Origin of the sequence: Methanoculleus sp. DTU007 (assembly GCF_001512385.1) — an archaeon.
Lineage (GTDB): Archaea > Halobacteriota > Methanomicrobia > Methanomicrobiales > Methanoculleaceae > Methanoculleus > Methanoculleus thermophilus.
The window spans coordinates 11,730-36,151 of the sequence record NZ_LFRO01000074.1; the positions used below are offsets into that span (position 1 = coordinate 11,730).

Consider the following 24,422-nt stretch of genomic DNA (forward strand, 5'->3'; position numbering starts at 1 on the left):
CACCTCCGGCGTTAAGCCACGATATTCGGGGATATGTGCTCAAACTTGGCCATCTCCTCTTCGCCAAAACGCACAGGAAGGTTCTGGACGAAGTAGCGGTGCTTCCCCCGGGCGGTAAGTGGGATATGCTCAACGTATCGTATGGTGATGGTGACGTCGCTTCCGCAGCTTCGGCTCACTTCCTGGTAGAGGTACTCTGCATCCTGGCTGTTGAATCCGGGCTTTCTCACGATGTTCAGGATGACCTCCCCGACCTTCTCCTGGTAGAACTGGAACTGTTTAACATTATCGAAGGCGTCGGTATCGATGTTCATGGTAACCCCTGAGAGGAGTTCACCTCTGCAGGTCACGATGAAGTCCTGAACCCTCCCGTCAACCCGTTCGAGCAGTTGATATGAGCGGCCGCAGGTACAGGGTCCTTCGGCCTCCGTTGCAAGGTCCATTGTCCGGTAACGGATGAGGGGGCAGATGTAGTTGGTGAGGCCCGTTGTGACCACCTCACCCATCACCCCCGGTCTCGTTACAGGCCGACCGTCTCTCCCGATCAGTTCAACGATCCCGTACTCGGGGAAGATGTGGTAGTGCGTGCTCTCCTCGCACTCTCCGGCAAGCACCGTCTGCTCGGAGTTCCCGTACCAGGAGAAGACCCGGCATCCGAATGCCTCGGAAAGCAGGCTTCGCTGCCAGGGATAGAGGTTCTCGGACCCGCAGAGGATTGCTTTGAGGGTCGGGAACGGCTTGATCTCGTGCTCCATCATGTATCGGGCGAGGATCACGGCCGTCGAGGGATAGGCCTGAATGAACCGGGGCCGGAACCTTCGGATCTCATCGATGTAGGCCGGGAGGGTCTCTTCGGTCATGTGATGGGAGGACATGACCAGCCACCGGCCAAAGAGCGTCTTCTTCCAGTAGATCTTGTCTTCCGGCGAGCCGACGATGTAGCCCCGGAGAATGACGCAGCGGTCGATGAACCGGTAGCCGACACGGTCCCAGAGGGTCTTCATGAAGGCCCACTCCCGGGCCCGGGAGGCTCCTTTTTCGTAGTAGAACCCGACCGGGATGCCGGTGGACCCCCCGGTGGTGACGTACTCAAAGGCCGACTCGGGGTAGTTTTTAGCCTTCAGGTCGGGGAGATTGTTCTGCAGGTCTTCCCGGGTCAGGAATGGGAGGAGTTTGAGGTCATTTAAGGTGGCGATATCCTCGGGGACAAGTTCCCGCTCCCGAAAGACCCGGCGGTAGTAGGGGACGTTCTCGTAAGCGTGGTCGAGCAGGCGTCCGAGCGCCTCTACCTGGTAGGCCTCGATCTCCTCCCGGTTCCATGTGCGGGACTGGCAAAGAAGCGCATAGGTCTTTTTATACTCATTATAGAATGGGAGGATGCTGAGAGCCCTTGTTGTGAATGAATCCCGGGTGCAGTTCATCGATCCAGAGTATACCATTGCTTATCTCCTCTTTTCGGGCACTCTGTCCATACGCACCGGTACGGCACCCCAATCCCCCCGGCCCGCCAGCGAGCTGTCATGCTTCCCCCGAATATCGATTGCCGGGCGATGCACCTCGCTTGAGTGGTCCGGGGTTTCGGTCCTGAGTGCATCGGGGTTTGTATACTCCCAAATGAGGTATAAATAAATTATGATGGCACACCTCCCACTACTCCAGGTTCGGGGTCTTGTGAGTGCACCGGAAGCCCCGGCGGGAGTTCTTAGTGGAGTTCAAATTTGGCTCTGTTTTTCAAATTGCCAGATTCCCTGCCTTTTCGATCTCAGAATACCTTTGGGCAAACCCAATCTCGTGGTGGACGTATCTGGATAAACTATAAATATCCACAGCCCTATGGGCATATGTCTCGGTGAGATAAGGCGACGATCGCCGGGCTCTTGTCTCCGTCGGAGTCATGTGTGCCCGGGTTGGGGGGGAGATAATTATTCTAGAGAAGGCTATTCCAGATACCAGTAGCAGTGCGGACGTCTTTACGGGTGTCCCAAGTGAACATGATGTCCTAAATGAAGTCCGAGCACTGGCCGGAGAGTTGCGCAGACAGAACGGGGTCGCTCCACAGGATCTCGATTTTACAATTCCCATCGGTTGGGAAGAGCGGGTAGGTTACCTCGATGGTCAGCCGGTTCGACGGCTGATTATCTTTCTCCGATCCACTGGTTGTGAATGGGTCGAGAAGACCGGGGGCTGCACGATGTGCGGGTTTTACTGTGCGACGTCCCGGGGCAGAGCGGTCTCTGCGGAGGAGTATATCGCGCAGTTCGAGTACGTGATGGACGCCGTCGATCTCGGAGATTACCCGATCATCTCGATCTACAACGACGGGAATCTCTTCAACGAGCACGAGATGCCGGTCGCAGCCATCGAGAAGATCTGCTCATACATCAACAATTATCAAAACATCAAGAAGGTGGTCGTCGAATCAAGGATCGATTACTCGCCGGACGAACATGTGCTGAGGATGAAGAAGGCATTAGGAGGCCGGCAGCTCGAGGTGGCGTTCGGGTTTGAGTCCGCAAACCCCCTGGTGATGAACCTCTGCATCAACAAGGGGTTCTCTACGAACAACTTCGATCACTTCCACTCAAGGATGCAGAGTATGGGTGTGCTGACAAAACCGCTTCTGCTCGTTAAACCGCCGTTCCTCACCGAGGCGGAGGCGGTACGTGATATCGTCGAGACCGTCGCCTACTGTGTATCAAAGGGTATCGATTACGTGGATCTTGAGGTGACGACGGTCGAGAAGAACACCGTCGTGCACGAACTCTGGAAGAACAACCTTTACCGCCCGTCGTGGCTCTGGAGCCTCGTCGACATCCTGCAGCAGTGCCGGGAGCGGTTCGGGGACCGTGCTCATGTCTACGTCAGCCCCTGGACCTACTCGGTCGAGTCGCTCGACTGGGCCAGGAACTGCGGGAAATGCGATGACGAGGTCATCAGGGCAATCGACCGCTACAACTGCCGCTTTGATGTAACGGAGTTCGATGGGCTGGACTGCTCGTGCCGCGACAGTGAGTGGAAAGAAGCCGTCACAAAGGCGGATCCCCGCACGATCCCGGAGAGGATCCGCGAGCAGCTGGCGTATGTCCGTAGTACCCGGATCTCATCACTGTAACTACTTTTTCCATATCGACTGTGAACTGAGAACCCCATCCTAGGCTTTTTTCACCGGTTTCGCACTTCGCACCTCGCGGTGCGTCTGAGGAGGCCGAAGGCCGGGTGGGGTGCGACGGACGGGACGTCCGAAGTTTGAGAAGATCGAAGGTCTTCGAGAGGGGCTACAGACAGCAACCTATGAGCCAAGGATAGTGGGGAACTGGGATGAGGGTTCCCCTCCTGATAGCGGCTTTTTGAAACGTCCATGTATCAAGATCTTAAACGACCTCTAGCCCTCATAAAGATCGGTTTAAACGTCACAACCCGACCCGCCCAAGATCGATCGTCCGGGGTGTTCCGGTATCGATCGAGTCCCACGCCGCAAACGTCGCAAGCGTCGTTGCGACGCTCGCCGGGAAGTCGGGCTCTTCGCCCTTCACGAACGCCAGGAGTTCCTCGAAAAACCCCTTCTCCTGGGTAAGCCACCGCCTCTCACGCGATGCCTTCCCGTCCCGCCGGAGTTCAAGGTCGCGAAAGTCGGTGATCCGCCCGACGGCGTTGCCGCAGAAGACCTCGATCATCTCTTTTGGGTAGGACCGATCCCCGAGGGTCGTGTAGGTGACTGTCCCGACCGACCCGTCGTCGAAGGCCAGGGTCGCCTGGAAATTGTCGTACTTTGGAAGATCCCCGGTCGGCTCGATAGCCCGGGCATAGACCTGGACCGGCCGCGCACCGGTGATGTACTGCATAAAGTCGATGAAGTGGCAGCACTCCGAGATCAGCATCCCGCCGCCCTGCTCGCCGTCATGCACCCAGTGCCCGGACGGGATCTGCCCGGCGTTGACGCGGTAGTGCAGGACGGCCGGCGTCGTCCGGTTCGAAAAGAACTCCTTCATCCTCCGGGCAAGAGGGGAGTAGCGCCGATTGAACCCGACCATCAGCCGCTGCCCGGACTCGTTCCATGCGGAAACGACCTCCTTAAGTTCCTCGATGCTGGTGGCAAGAGGCTTCTCCACGAAGACATCTTTTCCGGCACGGAGAGCCTCGGCCGCAAGGCTAGCATGCAGGTCGTTGCGGGTCGCGATCAGCACCGCATCGATCGCAGGATCGCTTAGAATCTCGCGGTAGTCGGTGGTGCAGTAGGAGAATCCGTACTTCTTCGCGACCGATTGCGCCGAGAGCCCCGTCGCGGTCGCGACCGCCGCAAGGTCCGCCGGGAGTGCCGAAAGATGCGGGTAGAGAGAGGAGAGGGCGTGAACTCCGGCGCCGATGCACCCTATTCTTCGAAGACCGGTGGAAGCCTTCCGCGGCTGCCTCCCGGACTCCGGGAGGCGAACGACGGTGCCGGAAGGGCCTGCACCGTTCGGGCTGTACTGGAGGAGGACCCCGATGAACCGTTCTCTACCTGTGCTGATGAGGTTGTAGGCCTCCGGTGCATCGTCAAGAGGGAAGGTGTGGGTGATCAGGGGAGCGAGATCGATCTTCTTCTGCTGTATCAGAGAGAGGAACGCCTCCATGTTCCTTCGCTCGGTCCAGCGGACGTATATCGGGTAATCGAGCCCCTTCTCCTCGTAGTTTCGATCGTAGCGTCCAGGGCCGTAGGACCGGGAGACGACGACCTCCGCCTCTTTCGCGTAGAAGACATCCCGGGGCAGGTTCATCCCCACATTCCCGACGACCACGACCCTGCCCTGTTCCCGAACGAGGTGCCCGGCGGCCTCGACGGGGGCGCTTGACCGTGTGGCCGCGGTGATGATGACCGCGTCCGCCCCGAACGGCGAGAGGCTCTTCACCCTCTCGACGAGGCCGTCGTAGTTCGAGACGAGATCGGCCCCGAGTTTTTGAGCGAGCGAAAGCTTTCCCGGATCAATATCGATCCCGATCACCCGGCACCCGGCGGCCTTGAGGATCTGGACGGATAGCAGCCCGATCAGCCCTAGCCCTATTACTGCGACGTTCTCGCCGACCGTGACCTTCGCGTTCCGGACTCCGTGCATCGCGATCGATCCGACGGTCGTAAACGCTGCTTCTCTGAGGCTGACGCCGTCCGGAACCTTGACACAGAGGTTTCGCGGTACCGCGACGTACTCCGCGTGCACCGCATACCCCGCTCCGCCGCAGGCGACACGGTCGCCGACCTCAAACTCATCGGACGCGGTCTGGACCACCGTGCCTGCACAACTGTAGCCGAGCGGCTCCGGCTTTGAGAGACGACCCATCGCCTGCCGGTACGCCGAGAGGGGGCCGTCGGTGCCGATTTTCTGGAGAATTCTCTTCACGTCGTCGGGGCGTGCCTTCGCCTTGCCGACGAGCGACTGCTGTGCGAGGTTGATCAGCGACGACTCCGTGCCGGCGCTGATGAGGGAGTAAGCGTTCTCGACGACCACCCCCCGTGTTACGGTGGGAACGGGAACGTTCTCCACCCGGATAGACCCTGACTGCAAGTCGAGCAGTACCTGTTTCATAAATCTCCACCCCAGATTTGTGCTTGAGTGAGACAATCGAGAATTTCTGATGTCATGAAGAGATCGGGGAAGTTCTTCGACGGTTCCACGGTCGAGGACCGGATCCCGAGCAGTCGACGGAGGACCTCAAACGACCGGGTCTCCGCGGTCTTTGCATAGCGCCTGCGGGCAAGCTCGCGGTAGACCGCGTAGCCGAACCGGAACGTTCGATGCCGCAACGGATAGTCCCCGAGCGCTGCCGTCTTCGCCGCCGCCCTGACCGATGGGACGAGATCGGCCCACCGGCCCGGCTCCCACCTGGGGGCGATTCCTACCACGTTCTCTGCAAGCCACGCAAGAGCGAGATCGGCGTTCTCCCGGTAGCGGTCGTCCATCCTGGCCGCATAGGCAAAGGACGCGTGGGCGAAGGCGTAGGCGCCCGAGAGGCAGTATGCGAATGGAAGGCCGCTCCTCGACCAGTCGAACCGCCCGTCGGGGTATTGAGCGGCGGCGAGCCACCGTGCCCCCCGATCGATGCTCTCGTCGATCCGCTCGTCGCAGAGCACCTCGTTTGCCTTGGCGAGGTAATAGATCGTCACCCCCTGGTAGTGCACGCAAGGGATGTCGAAGACGAACGGGTACGTCCCCTTATCGACCGCATAGGGGTAGACGCCGTCTGGGCGCTGGTGGCGGACGACGTTCTCCGCCGCCCGGAGAGCGGCCGCCCGGGCAACCGGATCGTCGTAGCGCTCCGCGTACCGGGCAAGAAACGCTCCGCACGAGGCATCGACGTTCAGGTGGTCGGCGGTGTAGCCCGAGGACTTCAGGAAGTAGCCGGGCCGTTTTTCGGCCTCGATGACGTAGTCGCGGGCCCATTGGAGATTCTCCTCGTGCGGATACCGGTCCGCCGCCTCAAGGAGCGCATCGCCGACAAAAGCCGTGATCAGGGCCGAGGGCTGGTTGTAGTTGACGTGGATCTCGTTGTAGGAGCCGTCGGGGTTCTGGCAAGCCGTAACGTACTCGAGGATAGGGCCCACGAGGGGATCGCCGCCGGACCGGAGCATCGCCTTTGTGACCTCGGCGTGGACGCGGTTGCGGACGATCGGAAAGACCGGGTCACGGATGTACGCAATCCCGCCGTCGACGACCGCAAGATCCCGGACCGCCCTGAGAGTCCGGGAGAGGAGCGATTTTATGGCTCCGTCCATGCCATCATCTCGATATGTTGCTTCAGTTTCTGAGCGATTGAGCGCCGGTCGTAGTGTTTCACGACATACTCGCGTCCACGCCGTCCCATCTCCTCTCTCCTCTCCGGGTCCTCAAGGAGCGATATGAGCGCCGCAGCGATCGCCTCCGGGGTATTCTCCGCAATGATCCCCGCACCCGACTTCTCGGCGAGATGGGCGATCTCGCCGCTTCCGCAGCCGACGAAGGGTATCCCGCAGGCCATATACTCGTATGCCTTGGTGGGTGCTGCGTACTCGAGGTTCTCGAGTTTCTTTAAGGGTGCCACACCGATCAGGGACTCGGAGAGGAGCCGGGGAATCTCTTCACGTGGGAGGATGCCCGTGAAGATGACCGAGTCACTTATACTCTCAGCCTTCACGAGGTCTTTGAGGCGCTCCTCGATATCGCCGTCGCCGACGATGAGAAACTTCAGGTTGTATGTGCCGTTCATCGACTTGACGGCAAGGGCAACCTTATCAAGATCCTGGGCATGCCCGACGTTGCCGGCATAGATGATCTGCTGCTTCTTTCCGTTGCCCCTTGGAGAGAAGAAGTCCGTGTTGACACCGTTTGGCATCAACTCCATCGGGGCCGTGACCCGGTAGCGCGACGAGATCCTCCGCCCGAGTTCTTCTGTCGTGACCCCGACGAGATCGGCGCGCAGAAGGCACATCTGCTCGAACCTGCGGCTCAACCTCTCAAAAAGACTCCCCTCCCTAAGGAAGCCGAGGCTTATCGATGCATCGATCCAGAGGTCGCGGATATCGAGGATCCATTTCACCCGGCTTGTCCGCTTCAGGATGTAGCCCGGGATCCCGGTAAAGAGGGGCGGTGCCGAGGTCATGATCGCATCGAACCGGTTCCGGGCGAGCAGGAGCCAGAGTGCGGCATGGATGGGGAAGATCAGGTAATACCCCATCCTGCTTGCGAACCCCGGGTCCCTGGTGACCGGTTGCCACGTCCAGAGCCGCACGACCCGGACACCGTCGATCTCCTGCACGTCCGACCGCTTCCAGGTGCGGCGAAACGATCCTGTGGGGAACGTGGGGTGAGGCGCAATCACGGTCACGTCGAGGCCGAGCCGTGCAAGGTGCACGGCGGTGTCGTATATCCGTGATGCGTTTCCCGACTTTTCTGGCGGATAATGTTGTGATACGATACAGACCCGTTTCACGGAACTCCTCATGCAGTTCGAGTGCAGCCGTCGACGATGATCGATCCTCCCCGTGTTACGCCGTCATTGGGGACTAGATAAAGCCCTCCCGCCCGTTCTGGGTGAGCAGGGTGAGTGACGGCGGCGATGTGGGCGCGATTGATTGTGCAGTATCTGTAGGATAGACGCTTGCCGGTGGAACGATCTCACCTGTGGGCACCGGTTGCACCGATGAACCGTCTCCGAGAACCCGGACGGCAAAACCCTGGTTGGCCCACCTCTCGTGGTCGAGAATGTTTCTGGTATCGATGACGAGCCTGGTTCTCACCTGGAGTCCCGCGGGCTCGAGCGTGCGAAACGCGTCATGGTCGGCGAGTACGACGATGCAGTCGCTTCCTGCGGCCGCGTCCGCCGCATCCATGAGGGGGTACGGGAACTCGCTCACGTAAGGGTCGTGGCACCGGATGGCATACCCTTCATTCTCAGCAAGCTGGATAAACTTGAATGCCGGGCTCTCCCGGGTATCCCCGACGTTGCCTTTGTAGGCAACGCCAAAGATGCTGATTACCGGGTCTCTCACGCTGGCAAGCAGACCACGGACGATGTGCAGGAGATAATTCGGCATGGAGTCGTTGACTTCCCGCGCCGTAGAGACCATCCTGCACCGTGTCGAGTTCTCGGTCAGGAACCAGGGATCGATGGCGATGCAGTGTCCTCCCACACCAGGACCGGGGTTGAGGATAGAGACACGGGGATGCTTGTTTGCGAGGGTGATCGCCTCCCAGACGTTGATCCCGCACTCCTCGGCGAGCTGGGCGAACTCGTTTGCAAGCGCGATGTTTACGTCACGGCAGGTGTTCTCCATCAACTTGACGAACTCCGCCGTCCGTATATCGGTCTGGTAGATCTGGCCGCGGACGAAGGTCTGGTAGATCGATGTCGCCCTGTCGATAGAGTCCCGGTCGTATCCGCCAATGATACGGGAGTTTTCTGACATCTCCTGTATTGTGTGTCCGGGGATTGCTCGTTCGGGGCAATGGGCATACAGGAATTCCCCGATCCTGACGCCGCTCTTCTCGAGTCTTGGGATGACGACCCGTTCGCTCGTTCCGGGCGGGACGGTCGATTCAAGAATGACAAGATTTCCTTTGCGAAGGTGGGGAACGATCGAGTCGGCGGCCGATTTGACGTATGTGAGGTTCGAGACCTTGGTTGCCGGATCCAGGGGCGTCGGGACGGCCATCAGAAATACATCTGCGGGTTCAGGCTCAATGCTTGCGGTAAATCGGTCTTTCGCCTCGCGATACAGATCCTCGATCCCGGGCTCCTTGAACGGGAGGTTCCCATGGTTTAAGCAGTCTACCACATCCTGCTTCACATCGACACCCACGACATCTGCTCCATGGGCGGCAAAGAGCAGCGCGGTCGGCAGTCCAATATATCCTAATCCCAGTACACAGATCTTCATGCGCATTCTCCTCGTAGGGTTATCGGGACCGTGCGGCGGCGCAGACCATCACGATCATCTTTCCGGCGATTCCATCGCCGTAAGGGTTCATCCAGCCGGATTCCCTGGTTGCTGCGGCGCGAACCCCGGCAAGGATACTCGTCGAGTCGGCACCGACCAGAATGTTCGAGCCGACATCCAGCGTCTCCGGGCGCTCCGTGTCATACCGCATCGTGGCGCACGGAACGCCGAGAATACATGTCTCCTCCTGAACACCGCCGGAGTCGGTCAGCACGAGTCTTGCCTGGGACTCCAGCTGCAGGAACTCTAAAAATCCGAATGGTTTGGTGAGATTCAGTCCGTTGACCCCGATGCCCAGTTCCTTGATCCTCTTTTCAGTCCTCGGATGAACCGGGAAGACGACCGGCATGGAGAACTCCTTCTGGACGCTCTCAAGACCCTTGAGGATTTCTTTGAGCCGTCCCCGGTTGTCCACGTTCTCCTGACGGTGAGCGGTGACGAGGAAGTATTCCCGGGGCTTGAGGTCGAGATCTTTTAAGACGTTGACTTTCCTCTTCGAGATCTCGAGATTCTGGTACACCGCATCGACGATGGTGTTGCCGGTCGTGCAGATCTTAGAGCCTTCAATCCCCTCGGATATGAGGTTCTTTCTGGCATTCTCCGTCGGGGCAAAGAGGTAGTCTGAGATATGGTCGATGAGCACCCTGTTGATCTCCTCCGGCATCTGTCGATTGAAACTCCGAAGGCCAGCCTCGATATGGCCCACCCGCACATGGAGTTTCGATGCTGCGAGAGCCCCGGCCATAGCAGTGTTTGTATCCCCTTGCACCAGAACGATCTCGGGAGACTCCTTCATCAGGACGTCCTCGACGCCGGTCATGATCTTCGCTGTCTGGCTGGCATGGGTCCCGGGACCCACGTCGAGGTTGTAGTCCGGATCTGGCAGTTCAAGTTCCTCAAAGAAGACCCGGTCCATCTCGGGGGAATAATGCTGCCCGGTATGGAGGATGAAATAGTCCAGACCTCTGCGTTCACATTCCCGGATGACGGGAGACATCTTGATGATCTCCGGCCGCGTACCAAGTATGATTCCAATCATTCTACGCTCCATCTCGTTGTTGTGCCCCTCATCCCTCTCACTCCTGCATTCTTGCAATAAGAGCGAGGGCTAGACCCAGTATGAGTGCAATTGTCCCCGGGATCAGGAAGAGCGACGCGAGCATACCCAGCTCGACCGGGACAAGACCCGTCGCACTGAAGTCCCAAAAGAACTGGAGCAGGACGAAGACGCCTGCGAAGATCGCGACGAGCCCGGGAAGACCAATACACAGGAGAGGTTTTCTCTCGATTGTGAGCCAGAATATCGACCCAAGTACCTCTATTCCATGGGATAGGGGGTTTTTCGTGGATGTGTGAAGGTCGTCACCATACTTACAGTTGATCGGTGTCTCTCCAACCCGCAGGTGCTTTTCCTGCGCGATCCGGAGCATCTCTGATTCGGTTGAGAAATCATCTTTTCGTAACGTATCAAGCATCGACTCCATTGTCTTCCGGTTCAGCGCCCGAAATCCGCACTGCGAGTCGGTGATCGAACTCCCGTTGCTGGTGGCCAGATCGAGCACAGCCCGCCCAAGCCTCCGATACAGGGGCATCTGGCCGAAGGTTCGAAACCCTATGACGATGTCAGCAGTATCGGCGAGGATCGGTTCGGTCAGGAGAGGTATCTCCCTCGGGTTATGCTGACCGTCTCCATCCATGAAGACCAGACAGTCGTAACCGTGTTCGATTGCGTATCTGAGAGCGTTCTTGATGCCCCGTCCTTTCCCCATCCGGCGGCCATGCGAGATGACGGTCGCACCGGCTTCCCGGGCGACCTTTGCGGTGCTGTCCGTACACCCATCATCGATCACCAGAACTTCGTCTGCATACAATCGGGCCGTCAGAACAACCGAGCCGATTGCAATCTCCTCATTAAAACAGGGGATAGCGACAAGCGTTCTTATCCGGCCCGATCTTTTGGAGGGGAGGACTGCAGTCTCTGTGGTCTCGCTCACTATCCGCCAATGCTCCCTGGCTGTCGGCGTTCTCAATGGGGTAATCTGCTCCTGGACCTCGCAGTGGAGGGCAGGGATCTCGATCTGGCTCTCTTGCCCGACAAACCGGGGTGTATGTTCTTCCAACAATCTCTTATTCTGCGTATCTGTGTACTGCGGCGATGGTACCGTTGTTGCTTCGGTGAACCACCCCTCCAGGTGAGCGGGTGGACCCACCTGAACTGGATCCTTGTTGTACATCCACTTTCCCCCCTTGACGTACTGAAACGGGACTGTTCTGGCATATATTAATAAGTTATTATTAATGATAATGATTTAACAAATACAATCTGTTAATGTTAATATGTTGATTTTGGTGACCTTAAAATAGTATCTGGCTAATTAAGCATTTCGGTTGAAGGGTAGAAGCGTACTAATTCCCCAAATAGATGGCAGGATTGTCTGAATATCCGGATTTGTCCAGGACTTGATCCCCTCGGGGATCGTTGTCCGAAATGATTATATGTTGTGTTCTTGACAGATGAGCAATATGGCTGATTTTTCTTGCCGCACCATCTTTGGCAGATCTATTGCTCGTGGTCGGATCCTTTTAAATCGGCGATAATATGAGAGACCTGTTTTTCCGATCATATCTTTACCCGATTGCCGCATAAGGTATATTTATATCTATGTTCCGTCTATCCCCTGGCTTTGCCTGATGGGGGACAGGAACCGCTTATATCTCTCCTGGCGTAAGGCGTGCAGAGATCTCTGCCATGATGGCGTGGCGGCGGTGGCGATCTGCAATGTATCGGCGGCTTTTTTCATCGATCTGGACCGGCGTGAAGGTAATTCCATAATCAATGTCCCAGAGGACAAGCCCCTCTGGAGGAGCGGCGGGGACCCTCTGGCCCGCTGGCTTCGCAAGGAGACGGGCGATATCTCCGGATCCTGCCTCTCCTCTCCCCACACGCTCGAGTGCTGTCGCCATGCACCGTACCATATTCCAGAGGAAACTCTCTCCTGTCACCTCAAAGACGGCGAACGGTCCGTCCTCAAAGACTCGTGCCGCAAGAATCCTCCGCACCGGGCTTCGGTCGCTAGGGCGGGAAAACGCCGAGAAGTTGTGCTCCCCGATGAACTCCTGTGCAGCATCATGCATGGAGGGAACATCCTCCGGAGCGGGGAAGAAGTAGTAGCGGTAGGTCCTTGATAGCGCTCCATACCGGGGATTGAACTCGTCCGGCACGCTCGCCCACCCGGTACACCAGATGTCGGCCGGGAGGAGATGGTTCAGTGCAGAGACTGCCCGGTCGGGTGCCTCGGTTCGAAACGAGCAGACCTGGTTTCGGGCGTGCACCCCGCGGTCGGTGCGGCCGGCGGTGACAAAATGCGCCTCCCGCCAGTCGTCGAAGACCTGGAGGCGTCTGCAGGCCTCAATGAATTCGCCTTCCACGGTCCGAAGCCCCGGCTGCATCTGTGAGCCGTAGAAACGGTCTCCAAAGTACGAGAAACGGATTGCTAGGTTCATAGACCCCGTCCAGGCGGGAAGATTGGCCGGTGCATCGTTCGCCGTATCCTGCGCAGAGCACCTTTGATTGACTGGCGCGTGTAGGTGTGCAGCGGCGTCATCCTGCCCCCCGCCATCGTTCGTCCCTCCCGGATCGCGGAGAGGATCGAGTCTACATCCGGCTCGGCCGTGACGTAGGTGACTCCGAACCCGACATACCGGGCGTTATGAGCGTCGCTCCCGGCAACACCGGGTTTTCCGAACTTTCGCGCAATGACTGCGGCCTTCCGGTTCGCCGACCCGGTGATGTAGCGGCTGTTGAAGACCTCCACAGCGTCCACCGCTTCGATACCCGCGGCAAGCCGTCTCCCGACGCCGTGGCGCCAGCGGTGGTAGGGGTGCGGGAGGATCAGCAGGGCACCCAGATCCCTGGCTAACGCGACGGTCTCAAAGAAGTCCCGACCGGCCGGAATGGGCTCGGTGACCCCGAGAGCGAGCAGGTGACCCTGCTTTGTCGATATCTCAATCCCGGGGATCACGGTCACGGAGGAGTCGCACTCCAGGGCGTAGCGGACCCCTTCGACCGTGTCGTGGTCGGTGATTGCCACGGCGTCGAGGCCGACGGACTCCGCCCGCCGGAGAATTTCCTCCACGCTGCTCTCCCCGTCTTTGGAGAATCTGGTGTGGACGTGCAGATCGCACCGTAACATGAGATCAGATTATTTGTCATCCTCTGCCTAATAAGTGAAGTGTATGCGCATTCTTCTCCCGACGGGATCGGCAACGGTGGAGATCGTCAAAGCCGTTGCTGAGCGGTTCCGCGACCGCTACACGATAGATGTGGTCGTCACCGGCGAGATCGCCTCGTTTCTTACCCCCGGGGTTCTCCGAAGGCTTCTAGCCGGCGGCAACTACGATATGGCGATCGTCTCCGGGATGTGCACGGCATCTTTCGCGGATGTCGAGCGCGAAACCGGTGTCCCGGTCTACCGTGGCCCGCGGCATGCGGCTGACCTCCCGATTGTCCTCTCGGTGCTCGACCATGTTACCCTCTCAAAGACCGTCCCCGCCGATGAGTTCCTTGCAGAGACCCGGCGTGAGGAGGCCTGCCGGCAGGTGGCGCTCCGGGAGGTGGAGGCAGACGCCGATTTCGTCATACGGGGTGTAAAGATCGGCGGGAACTCGAGGATGAAGGTGCTTGCGGAGATCATGGATGCGCACAGGCGCGACGATCTGGTCTTTGAGGTCGAACGGTTCTTTGCCGACGGGGCCGATATCGTGGACCTGGGATTCGGGTTCGATGCGACCCCTGATGATGTCAAAAGGGTTTTTTCGGTTCTCGAGGGGATTGATGGCCCTCTCGCGGTCGATACACAGGATCCCCGTCTCATCGCTGCGGCGCTCTTTCGCGCCGATCTGGTCCTCTCCCTGCATGAGGAAAACATCCCGGCCGTCGGGAAGGCGGTCGCCGATGCCGGGGCGGCCGCGGTCGTTGTGCCCCGCGAGCGGACGCTTGAAGAGAATATCGCCGCCGCAAGAGAGGCCGGGATCTCCCGCCTCATCGCCGACCCTCTCCTCCAGCCGGTGGGATCGGGGCTCGTCGATTCGCTTGCCAATTTCAAGGCGGCTCCACACCCCCTCTTTTTTGGGGCGGGAAACGTCGTGGAACTGATGGACGCCGATTCGCCCGGGGCGAACGCCCTGCTTGCGGGGATGGCCCACGAGGTCGGTGCCGCCGTCGTCTTCACGAGCGAGCACAGTGATAAGACCAGAGGATCGGTGGCGGAGATGCGGCGTGCGACCGAGATGGTGGCCCTCATGACCGGTCGGCCGTATCCGAAAGATCTGGGGCTCGACCTCCTGATCCTCAAAGAGAAGCGGCGGCGACGCGAACCCCCGCTCGCGTATGAGAGTATCGTTGATGCGCACCCCGCCCCCGACGAGATCGTCTACGATCCTCTCGGGTGCATCCGTATCGGGATCGAGGACGACTGGATCGTCGCGGTTCACCGGGGCCGGGCCGTGCGGGGAAGATCCTGGGAAGACGTCTTTTATACGCTTCTCTCAAACGGGAGTCTCTCCCGGCTCGACCACGCCGCATACCTCGGCAAAGAACTCTTCAAGGCGGAACTCGCCATCCGGCATAAGAGAAGTTTTGAGCAGGACGGGCCATTCTGAGCGGTCTGTTTTGGTAGATCGTCATGCTCACGGGGGGCGGCTCCCGTCTGGAACTTCACTCCTCACAAATTATAATAATATTTATATATTCATAATATTATTTCTCATGCCCGTGGCAGCGGCGAGTAGTGCCTGACCCTCCTGGTGAGTATCCCGATACCATGGACTGCTGGAAACTGGAAGGCTGTTTGGAATTTTGACTCCTCTCCCTGCCTGGACGCAAATTGTGGTGAGACTGCATGAGGATGAATCCAATCATCGGGTTTGCCGTGATCCTGGCCGTCGGTCTGGTCGCCTTGCCGGCCCTCGCGGCGACCGCCGAAGTTGAGATACGTGGTGGGGCGTACCATCCCGCCGCGCTCACGGTCGAGAGCAACACGACGGTAACCTGGACAAATTATGACGGGGTGAGCCATTCCGTCACCAGCGCGGGAGGGCTCTTTGACTCCGGGCCGATAGAGCAGAACGAGACGTTCGACTACACCTTCATCGATCCGGGGACGTACCCGTACGGGTGCACGATCAATGCTTCAACGCAACGGACACCCATGCAGGGCGTCGTCATCGTCGTCCCGGAGGGTATGGCCGTCGAACCCGGGGAGAATGTGACCGGGAACATGACGCTCGCCGATCTGGTCGGAGAGAATGAGAATCTGACCACCTTCGCGGGGCTTGTCGAGACGGCCGGGCTTACGGAGACGGTGCTCTCCACCGGTGGGCCGTATACGGTCTTTGCTCCCAGCGATGCTGCCTTTGAGGGCCTTGACGAAGACCTCTTTAATCTGGTTTCAAATGATACCGAGATGCTTGACGCTCTCCTGATGCACCATGTGGTGAGAGGGAATTATACCGTGGAAGACCTGAATGCTGCCGGAAACGAGACGGCTCTTGAGACGCTCTCCGGGGAGAACCTCACGGTTGAGGCGGCCGACGGCAGCCTCGCGGTGGAGAACGCCACCATCGCGGTATCCGATCTGGTAGCCGAGAACGGCGTCATCCATATCATCGATGTGGTCCTTCTCCCGCCGGGTCTTGCCCCGCCGGCCGGTGAGGTGAACGTCACGATCATTGAGCCCATGGAGGGCGCCGGCGTCCCCGCCGGGAACGTCACGGTGAGCGTGAATGTGACAAACTTCACGCTGGTCGAACCGACCGGGCAGCCGAACGCGCCGGGCGAGGGACATCTGCACTACTACCTGGACGCCCCGATACCGACGAATGAGAGCGTTCCGGCCATCCCGCCGACCGGCGGTTACGTCGTCTCCACAAACCTCACCCACACCTGGGGGAACGTGACGGCGGGCGAGCACAACCTCTCGGTCCAGGTGGTCAACAACGACCACACACCGCTCATTCCGCTCGTCTTTGATACGGTGAATATCACCGTCGAGGGGAACGAGACGTCCGGAGAGGCACTGGAAGCACGGGTCATCCCCTGAAGACCCCATTTTTTTCCGTTGCGGGATCTCGGAGGTCCGGCATACATGCCGGACGCGAGGGCTTATGTCCCCTCCTCTCCTACTATTCAGGAGAATGGCCATACGCGGGATCAGCAGGGATCTACTTACGATGCTCTTTGAACTCGGGCGGGAGCATCATCCAAACGAGTTTGTTGCCGTATTGCGCGAGAGAGACGGCATCATCCAGGACCTCGACCTGGTGCCGGGCACCGTCGTCGGGGAAGAGAGCGCCTCATTCTTCGTCGATATGCTCCCGCTGGATATCCACCAGGCCGGCAGCGCCCATAGCCACCCGAACGGCGTCCTCTCGCCGTCTTCAGCGGATCTGCGGTTCTTCCCCGGCGTGGGCCGCTACCACATCATCATCGGTTATCCCTACGGGGAGCGGGACTGGCGATGCTACCGGGCGGACGGCAGCCCGGTGCACCTTGAGGTGGTCGAATGACCCGCGTGGTCGCGACGGGAACGTTCGATATCCTCCACCCCGGGCACCTCTACTACCTGGAAGAGTCCCGGAACCTCGGTGACGAACTCTATGTGATCGTGGCCCGGGACGTGAACGTGAAGCACAAACCAAGGCCCATCCTCCCGGAGGAGCAGAGGCTCCGGATGGTCCGGGCTCTGCGTCCGGTCGACCACGCGCTTCTCGGCGACCTGGATGATATGTTCAGGCCGATCGAGGAGATCCGGCCCGATATCATCACGCTCGGGTTCAACCAGCACTTCAACGAGGAGGACCTCCGCCAAAAACTCCGCGATCGCGGGCTTGATATTGACGTCGTCAGGATCCCCGGATATCCCGGCCCGCTTGCCAGTTCATCGAAGATCGTCGAGCATATCTTGAAGACCCGGGGTCCCCACCGTCTCGTTGGCCGTGCCGGAGAGGGGGAGTGATCCCGGGGACGCATCCGCGGGTGACGGCGGTTCATGCAGCAGACGGATGAATGGGGCGGCGACGGAACCAGCAGCTGGCTGAAGGTCTCGTTCCCGTTCCTGCTCTGCGGGTTTTATCTTGCTGCTGTATGGTTCGTCCTGCCCCCGGAACAGTGGCTCCTCCTCTTCGGGGCGATGGTCGCCTACATCGTCCCGCCGCTTGGCCGGGAGACGATCATCCCGGCCTGCATCCTTCTCGGGATTCCCTGGTGGCTGACTGCGTTCACCCTGGCGTTCCTCGATTTCGCCGGCGGGCTATTTATGGCCTGGAACTTCCCGCTGCTCCTGCGGATCCCCCGTCTAGGTCCCTGGGTCCGGCGGTTCATGGAGGCCGGCAGGACCTTCCTCGACCGGCGGCCGTGGCTTGAGCGGCTCTACTTCGTCGGCCTCATTGCTTTTGTGGCCCTCCCCTTTGACGGGTCGGGGAGCATCGTCGGTTCCATCATCGGAAGAATGCTCGGGATGACAAAGGCCGAGGTCCTCTCCTGCATCACCATCGGCGGCATCATCGGCAGTTTCTCGATCGCTCTCGGCATCGACTACGTCACCCACCTCATCCCGGCTGAGGCCGGGCTCTGGATCTCGGTCATAATTCTCCTCGTGATCGGCACCGCTCTCGCTGTGGCGTACCGGGCCCATTCCTGGAGAAAGGAGTCGAATGCCTGATCTCTTTCCCAATCCCCTATTCTGAGGCCCGGGACGGGACGGTTGATGCACGCGGGTCCGGCACCGCTGCAGTCCAAATGGAAAAGGTAATATCGGAACCCGGGGATTGATCAACCAACCGATCGGGTCATCATGGATCTGGATGAGTGTTTGGTGACTCTGCTTGCCCGGGGTGGGCCAGAAGATATGGATCCGCATACAGCAAACGGTTCGCCAAAGGATGCGCCTGCACAGCAGCCTGGCGGTCGTCGGGACTGCGAGAGAGGAGCGGATGCTCTCACCAGCGCGACTGGATCCGTCCTCCCGGGTCTGACTGCTACGATGCTATGGGAGGTGATCAAGACCTCGCTCTCCGGGATCTGCATTGCCGACGGGGAGGGACGTATCGTATTCGTCAACGCTTCGCTGCTTGGCATGTGGGGATATGGCCGGCAGGAGATGATCGGAAGGCCTCTCGACCACCTCTGGTCCACCCCGGGCGAAGGTCTCGACTGCATCGGCCGCGCCCTCTCAGCCGGGCAGTGGAGCGGGCGGATTACAGCCCGACGAAGAGACTCAACCGTCTTTGATGCCCGGATCTCGATCAGCACCTTCCAGGATCCAGGGACAGCCGCTCCCTGGCTTATCATCTCATGCCTTGACGTCTCCGCGCGACGGGTTCCGCACCGTCAGCGGAGCCTTGAGGAGGCCCTTGCGGCGATGCCCGAGCGTTTCCTTGACCTCAAAGAGATGGATAGGGCCATAGAGCAGTCACTCGAGGACCTTGGCCGCGGGTGCGGGGCATGCAGGGCCTACCTCTCCCTCTTCAACAGTTCGAGGACACTGCTTGGCACGACGCACGAGTGGCGTACACCCGAACAGAGGTCCCGGCGCGGAGAGTTCCAGAAGTTCCTCTCAACCGATCTCCCCTGGTGGGTCGAGCAGATTCTGGACGGCGAGACCGTGCACCTGGGTGAGGCGGCCGGAAGGAGGCGGTCGGGAAGGGATGAGCGGGATCTCCTGAAACGGAGCGGTGCGACGGAGATACTGATGATCCCGATCCTGCTGAGAGAGGCGGTCGTCGGCTTTGTCGGGTTCGACCGGAACACTGAGAATGTCAGGTTTACCGACGATGAGATCCTGCTCCTCACTGCGGCCGCCCATCTGATCGCGAGCGCGCTTGACCGAAAACAGTCGGAGTACACGTTCCGTGAGTCGGAGGGTCTCTACCAGATTGTCCTGGACTCCATCACCGATACCGTCACCGTCGTCGATACCGGGCTTACTCTTCTCCTTGCAAACGAGGCTTTCATCGCCTGGTGCGAGGATCTCGGTCTCTCGACGGATGTCGTCGGTAGAAACCTCTTTGATGTCCTGCCGTTCCTCCCTCCCTCCGCAAGGCAGCAATACGAGCGGGTTATACGGACCGGGCGACCGCTGACGTCGGAACGGTCTCTCACCCTCAACGGCCAGGTTGTGGTCCTCCGGGAGATGCGGATCCCGATCTTCGAGGAGGGCGAGGTCGCTATGGTCATCACGATCACAAGGGACATTACCGCTCAGAAGGAGGTCGAAGAACTCAAATCAAAGGCGTACGGTCAGATCGAGCGGAATATGGAACAGTTTGCCCTGCTCGCCGACCATATCAGAAACCCTCTCCAGGCGATCATGGGGCGTGCGGAGTTGCTCGACGATGCCGAGACGACCGAGAAGATCCGCCAGCAGGTGCAGCGGATCAACGCGATCATCGACCAGCTCGATGAGCGGTGGGCGGAATCGAGGAAACTCTCGATGTTCTGGCGGAAGTACTCGTGATTATACCTTCGCAAGTTCGCTCCAGACCCGGTTTCGCTCGATGATGACCCAGTAGCGTCGGAGTTCGGCCTCCGCCGCCCGGTGTTCGGGATACGATCTGCTCACGAGGCGCCAGAACCGCTCCGAGTGGTTCAATTCCTGGAGATGAGCGGCCTCGTGGACGATGACGTACTCCCGCAGGGGTTTTGGGAGGGCCACGATGCGCAGGTTGAAGTTCAGGTTCCCGCGCACAGAGCAGCTTCCCCACCTGGTCCTCTGCAGTCTCACCGTAGTCCGCCCGGACCAATTACGGGCAAGGTCCGGGTATGCTTCCAGGCGGTCTCTGATCTCCTCCTTGAGCAGCTGGGAGAGGTTTCTCCGAAGAGCCGGGGCGGATGGATAGGCGACGGTTTTGCGCGCCTCATCAACCGTAAACCGGGTGCCGGGAACCCTCCGGTAGAAGTTACCGTGCAGGAGGAGCATCTCTTCTTTTCCGCGCCCTTCGGCGGCGAGGCTATCGAGGACCCTGCGCCGCTTCTCGATCCAGGCTGCGTTGCGCTGCAGGAACCCCCTGACATCGAAGGACGGCGGGGCGACCACCCGCAGAGTCCCGTCCGGCCTCACCTGGAGCCTGGCGGAACGAACGGCCTTGCGGATGACGGTCGTTTCGGCCAGGAGCCTGCTTGTCTCTCCCTGGTCCATCTATACTATTTACTAGGGTGACGGAGAGAAAAATTACATGATCCGGCACGAACCTATACCCGATGGCAACAGAGAAGTACGGCAAGGCTCCTCTTTGGGGGTCTCCCCGGGTGCAGTGGTGGTCCCATGAAGGATAAAGAGCTCAAGATCGGCGATATCGCAAGCCTCACCGGGATCTCCGAACGAGATGTCCGGAGACTCGTCCAGACCTATGACAGCCTCTTCACCTACCGGACCGTCGGCCCGGTGAAACTCTTCCCGCCGAAGGCGGTCGATATAGTCAGGGAACTCATAGAACTCTCTGGGAAAGATCTCACGCCCGAAGAGGTCGCTGAAGAGATCCGCTCCGGCAAAAAACCTGAGCCACAGGGGGAGCCTGCGGAGGCGATCGAGAGAGCCGCCGCCCCGCTCCCGCCGGAGGTGGTGTTCGAGATCAGAGCGATGCAGGAGACCCTGGCCCGGCAGGAACGCCAGATTGCTCGTCTGGTGGCTGAACTCGAGCAGGAGCGGGAAGAGAGGCGAGAAGAGGCCGCCAAACTCCAGGAGCGGCTGGATGCACAGCAGAGGGAGCTTGCGGTCGTGGCAGAGTGGGTGGATTACTTCGATCGCCGGATGGACGAGGTCACGCTCCCGGTCTTCGAGCGGGTCCGGCGAACCCTCGGGCGGGGTGACGTGTCCGGTCGGTCGGCCGGCCGTTCCGGGTGACTGGTAGGGTTCTCTCCGGGAACGCATTACGCTCAAGCCAGGTGGGTAGTAATATATATTACGAATATACTACCCGATAACAAATTTTATATGTGATCTTCACCTCCAGGCATCCGAGGTGATAGAATCCATCAGCAGAAAACGGCCACCGTACTGACCCTTGCCATTCAGGCTCTGGTCGTTGGCGGGCTGGTAGCCTGCATAGTCGTTGGAACATCGGATCGGCCGTCTTCCGTCTCGCCAGGCCATGACGCATCGCGTGTCGTTGACCTGCCCGAGAGCGCCTCACCGGCTGCATACGCGATCGTCGCAAATCGGCCGGATCCTTTGGTGATGAGAACTCTGGGTGGGGAGGAACACCCTCTCTCTTTTCACCCCATCATGATCTGCACGGCCGTCGGATAGCGGTTCATGATGGTGTATGCGAGGGGCTTTGATATCCAGAGCCGACCGTTCTGCATCCTCCGGAGAGGGCTGATCTCCTTTAGGATCTGGAGAGCCTGGACTGCGGCCTCGTCCGCGAGGAAGAAACTGCCCGGGACTGTCGAGTCGAAGTAGAAGAGGATCGGAAGCCGGAGTCGGCGCTGCAGGTCCCTCGGCAGGGCTTCCTGCATCCGGAGGAGGACATCACGGTTAAAGTCGTAGCGGTCTCCACCCTTCGTGACGGACGAGGGGTGCTCCTCTGTGAGAAGCCGTGAGAGGCGCTTACGCTCTTCGACAACGCCGTCATTGATCCTGCCGATCTCAAGCCGCATCCATCGCAGGAGGGTCGACTCGTCGCTTGCTGATGGTCGGTTGGACATATCTGTAGTGATCCTTTGCTGGGTACATAGACCAGTCTCTGCCATGTAATATATATCTGGCCCCCATGATCGCCCCGGCAACATCCGGGAGATCCAGAGGGAATGTGCTCTCTGTCTTGCTCGTGGGCTCCATTGGAGCGGGAGAAGGTATATGTATTCTTACTCCATATCAGGCGTTCCCTATGCAACCATTTGAATGCAACTCGACCCGGTATGGCTGCCGACGCTTCTTGGTTCACTACGCTCTCCTGCTCCTTGTCGGCGTTGCAGTCCTCCTTATGATCATCCCGGCGGGCGCCGCCGAGACGTTTGGGATGGACTACGACCCCGCCATCGCCTCGATGATTGCGGAGATCGATGAGTCCGAACTTCGCAACACGACGTCCGATCTTTCGAGCATCCCGACACGTGCCTACGGGTCCGATGGGAACCGGGTGGCGGGCGAGTATATCTTCCAGAGGCTATCCGCCATCCCGGGGCTTGAGGTCGAGTTCCAGGGCGGAGAGGTGAACAACGTCATCGCACGGCTCCCCGGAGCCAACACGTCGTTGAACGAGGTCGTGGTCGTCGGGGCGCACTACGACAGCCTGTCGTCCGATCCTGCCCGTGCGCCCGGTGCTACCGATAACGGGTGCGGGGTCGCGATCGTCCTGGAACTCGCCCGGGTGATGAGCGGCCACTCGTTTGACCGGACCGTCGAGTTCGCGTTCTGGAACGCGGAAGAGGACGGGAGCTACGGCAGCTCCGCCTACGTCGAGAATGCCACCGCTCCGGTCGCGCTCTACTTCAACTACGACTCGGCCTGCTACGACCCTGAAAACTGGTCCGTCCTCGATATCATCTACGACAATCGCTCCCGGGAGGCTGCGGCGCTTCTTGCGGGTTATAACGTCCTCTATGGCACAAACTTCAGCCTGACCCTGAACAACTATCAGACCTGCTCCTCCGACCATATCCCCTTCCAGGCCCGGGGGTATCCGGCCGTGGCGACCCATAGCGATGGGCACGGTCCGGCGCATACCCCGGACGACACCCCCGAGCACGTCTCGTTTGAATACGCAAAGAGAAACGCGGGGCTTGGCCTCTCGCTCATCGCAAAGGTGGCTGGAATTAGGGAAGACGGAAGCGACCTCTTTGTCCAGAAGGCCCGGCCTGCAGGGTGAGCATCCATGCCGTCCCGCAGCTGCCTGCAGGTTGCGTTCCTTGCGGCCTATGGGATCGTTTTCATCCTTGCCCCGGCCGCGGCTGCGCCCTCAGACGCTCCGGGATACGATCCCGGGATTGCGGCGTTGCTTGATGAGGTGGACGGGAGTGAGATCCGAAAGACCGCGTATGACCTGCAGAACTTCTCGACCCGGGCTTACGGGTCCGATGGGAACCGGGAGGCGGGCGAGTATATCTACCAGAGGCTATCCGCCATCCCAGGGCTTGAGGTCGAGTTCCAGGGCGGAGAGGTGCACAATGTCATCGCACGGCTCCCCGGAACCAACGCGTCGTCGGCTGAGATTGTGGTTGTCGGAGCGCACTACGACAGCCGATCGTCTGATCCTGCCCGTGCCCCCGGGGTTACCGATAACGGCTGCGGGGTCGCGGTCGTCCTGGAACTTGCCCGGGTGATGAGCGGCCACTCGTTCGACCGGACGGTCGAGTTCGCATTCTGGAATGCTGAGGAGAACGGGAGGCACGGCAGCCGCAGGTACGTCGAGAACCCGCCGGCCCCGATCGCGCTCTATCTCAATTACGACTCAACCTGCCGCGGGGAAGGGGACCGACCGCGCCTCAACCTCCTCTACGACCAGGGGGCCCGGAGCGCGGCAGAGCTCGTGGTGCACCACAACACCCTCTACGGGACCAACTTCACCCTGACCCGGAGTGCAGCCCCGTTCATCTCGGACCACATCTCGTTCTGGTCCCGGGGCTATCCGGCACTCATGGCGCATGCTCTACCGCAGTGGCCGGCCCATACGCCGGACGATACCATCGATCAGGCGTCGTTTGAGTTTGCCGAGAGAAACGCCCGGCTGGGGCTCTCGGTCCTTGCGAGGGTCGCAAGGATGGAGGGTCTCGTCTCCCCACCCCCGGAGGGTGGAAGCGATCCCGGGGTTTCCTGGCCTATGATGCCAAACTGGGGCGCTAACAATCGCGCAGAAGGGAATAGATGCTCTCTTACGTCCCTTCAACTCTCGATCAATCCAACTGAACTCTGTGGCTGCTCGTAATGCCGGTGAAATGCCTTCCCGGAGCCTGAATTTGGATCTTTCGCCACACCGGATG

Annotated in this window: 21 protein-coding genes; 10 read left to right on the forward strand and 11 right to left on the reverse strand. The window is 59.7% G+C overall.

From position 1 onward, the window contains the following. Positions 1–11: 11 nt before the first annotated feature. Positions 12–1,439, reverse strand: a complete 1,428-nt coding sequence (locus ACI94_RS08095; RefSeq protein WP_066955716.1) for a phenylacetate--CoA ligase family protein — start codon at positions 1,437–1,439, stop codon at positions 12–14. Positions 1,440–2,029: 590 nt separating this feature from the next. Here ACI94_RS08095 and ACI94_RS08100 point away from each other — a divergent pair. Beyond that, complete coding sequence (locus tag ACI94_RS08100) at positions 2,030–3,112, forward strand: archaeosine biosynthesis radical SAM protein RaSEA (RefSeq protein WP_273259179.1); 1,083 nt, start codon at positions 2,030–2,032, stop codon at positions 3,110–3,112. Between the two features lie 298 nt (positions 3,113–3,410). Here ACI94_RS08100 and ACI94_RS08105 read toward each other — a convergent pair whose 3' ends face one another. The 8 genes from ACI94_RS08105 to ACI94_RS08140 form a co-directional block, all read right to left on the reverse strand. Then, positions 3,411–5,558, reverse strand: a complete 2,148-nt coding sequence (locus ACI94_RS08105) for a bi-domain-containing oxidoreductase (RefSeq protein ID WP_273259178.1) — start codon at positions 5,556–5,558, stop codon at positions 3,411–3,413. Then, positions 5,555–6,745 (reverse strand): prenyltransferase/squalene oxidase repeat-containing protein, encoded by a 1,191-nt coding sequence (locus tag ACI94_RS08110; RefSeq protein ID WP_066955723.1) that lies wholly within the window; start codon positions 6,743–6,745, stop codon positions 5,555–5,557. Before ACI94_RS08110 ends, ACI94_RS08105 begins: the two co-directional genes overlap by 4 nt. Continuing rightward, positions 6,730–7,938: a glycosyltransferase family 4 protein gene (locus tag ACI94_RS08115; RefSeq protein WP_066955725.1), complete on the reverse strand. Its 1,209-nt coding sequence runs from the start codon at positions 7,936–7,938 to the stop codon at positions 6,730–6,732. The genes ACI94_RS08110 and ACI94_RS08115 overlap by 16 nt, the downstream gene beginning before the upstream one ends. Before the next feature lie 73 nt (positions 7,939–8,011). Then, positions 8,012–9,385 carry a nucleotide sugar dehydrogenase gene (locus tag ACI94_RS08120; RefSeq protein WP_273259177.1) on the reverse strand — a complete coding sequence of 458 codons (1,374 nt, stop codon included), beginning with the start codon at positions 9,383–9,385 and terminating at the stop codon, positions 8,012–8,014. A gap of 19 nt (positions 9,386–9,404) precedes the next feature. Beyond that, entirely contained in the window at positions 9,405–10,484 is a 1,080-nt protein-coding gene (wecB, locus tag ACI94_RS08125; protein WP_066955732.1) for a non-hydrolyzing UDP-N-acetylglucosamine 2-epimerase, read from the reverse strand. A gap of 37 nt (positions 10,485–10,521) precedes the next feature. Further along, positions 10,522–11,565 carry a glycosyltransferase family 2 protein gene (locus ACI94_RS08130; RefSeq protein ID WP_224732711.1) on the reverse strand — a complete coding sequence of 348 codons (1,044 nt, stop codon included), beginning with the start codon at positions 11,563–11,565 and terminating at the stop codon, positions 10,522–10,524. Between the two features lie 589 nt (positions 11,566–12,154). Next, positions 12,155–12,949, reverse strand: coding sequence for a tRNA pseudouridine(38-40) synthase TruA (gene truA / locus ACI94_RS08135; RefSeq protein WP_066955735.1), 795 nt, complete (start codon positions 12,947–12,949; stop codon positions 12,155–12,157). Next, positions 12,946–13,638, reverse strand: a complete 693-nt coding sequence (locus ACI94_RS08140) for a PHP domain-containing protein (protein ID WP_286681290.1) — start codon at positions 13,636–13,638, stop codon at positions 12,946–12,948. Before ACI94_RS08140 ends, truA begins: the two co-directional genes overlap by 4 nt. A gap of 43 nt (positions 13,639–13,681) precedes the next feature. Here ACI94_RS08140 and ACI94_RS08145 point away from each other — a divergent pair, with 43 nt between their 5' ends. The 6 genes from ACI94_RS08145 to ACI94_RS08170 all read left to right on the forward strand — a co-directional run bounded on the left by ACI94_RS08145 (position 13,682) and on the right by ACI94_RS08170 (position 19,959). Further along, positions 13,682–15,106, forward strand: a complete 1,425-nt coding sequence (locus ACI94_RS08145; RefSeq protein ID WP_066955741.1) for a dihydropteroate synthase-like protein — start codon at positions 13,682–13,684, stop codon at positions 15,104–15,106. A 239-nt stretch (positions 15,107–15,345) separates the two neighbouring features. Then, entirely contained in the window at positions 15,346–16,545 is a 1,200-nt protein-coding gene (locus tag ACI94_RS08150; protein WP_286681291.1) for a fasciclin domain-containing protein, read from the forward strand. A gap of 94 nt (positions 16,546–16,639) precedes the next feature. Further along, positions 16,640–17,011 (forward strand): Mov34/MPN/PAD-1 family protein, encoded by a 372-nt coding sequence (locus tag ACI94_RS08155; protein WP_066955743.1) that lies wholly within the window; start codon positions 16,640–16,642, stop codon positions 17,009–17,011. Further along, entirely contained in the window at positions 17,008–17,460 is a 453-nt protein-coding gene (locus ACI94_RS08160) for an adenylyltransferase/cytidyltransferase family protein (RefSeq protein WP_066955746.1), read from the forward strand. The genes ACI94_RS08155 and ACI94_RS08160 overlap by 4 nt, the downstream gene beginning before the upstream one ends. Before the next feature lie 33 nt (positions 17,461–17,493). Further along, on the forward strand, positions 17,494–18,165 hold the full coding sequence (locus tag ACI94_RS08165) for a small multi-drug export protein (RefSeq protein ID WP_066955748.1): 672 nt from the start codon (positions 17,494–17,496) through the stop codon (positions 18,163–18,165). Positions 18,166–18,351: 186 nt separating this feature from the next. Next, positions 18,352–19,959 (forward strand): PAS domain-containing protein, encoded by a 1,608-nt coding sequence (locus tag ACI94_RS08170; RefSeq protein ID WP_066955751.1) that lies wholly within the window; start codon positions 18,352–18,354, stop codon positions 19,957–19,959. Here ACI94_RS08170 and ACI94_RS08175 read toward each other — a convergent pair whose 3' ends face one another. Continuing rightward, complete coding sequence (locus ACI94_RS08175; RefSeq protein WP_066955754.1) at positions 19,960–20,640, reverse strand: M48 family metallopeptidase; 681 nt, start codon at positions 20,638–20,640, stop codon at positions 19,960–19,962. Positions 20,641–20,766: 126 nt separating this feature from the next. Here ACI94_RS08175 and ACI94_RS08180 point away from each other — a divergent pair, with 126 nt between their 5' ends. Next, on the forward strand, positions 20,767–21,345 hold the full coding sequence (locus ACI94_RS08180) for a hypothetical protein (protein WP_066955757.1): 579 nt from the start codon (positions 20,767–20,769) through the stop codon (positions 21,343–21,345). Positions 21,346–21,716: 371 nt separating this feature from the next. Here the strand turns inward: ACI94_RS08180 and ACI94_RS08185 are convergent, their stop codons facing one another. Beyond that, entirely contained in the window at positions 21,717–22,148 is a 432-nt protein-coding gene (locus tag ACI94_RS08185; protein ID WP_066955760.1) for a DUF61 family protein, read from the reverse strand. A 182-nt stretch (positions 22,149–22,330) separates the two neighbouring features. Here ACI94_RS08185 and ACI94_RS08190 point away from each other — a divergent pair, with 182 nt between their 5' ends. Both ACI94_RS08190 and ACI94_RS08195 read left to right on the forward strand, forming a co-directional pair. Beyond that, positions 22,331–23,311 (forward strand): M28 family metallopeptidase, encoded by a 981-nt coding sequence (locus ACI94_RS08190; RefSeq protein WP_083524753.1) that lies wholly within the window; start codon positions 22,331–22,333, stop codon positions 23,309–23,311. A gap of 6 nt (positions 23,312–23,317) precedes the next feature. Then, on the forward strand, positions 23,318–24,367 hold the full coding sequence (locus ACI94_RS08195; RefSeq protein ID WP_066955766.1) for a M28 family metallopeptidase: 1,050 nt from the start codon (positions 23,318–23,320) through the stop codon (positions 24,365–24,367). Positions 24,368–24,422 lie beyond the last annotated feature (55 nt).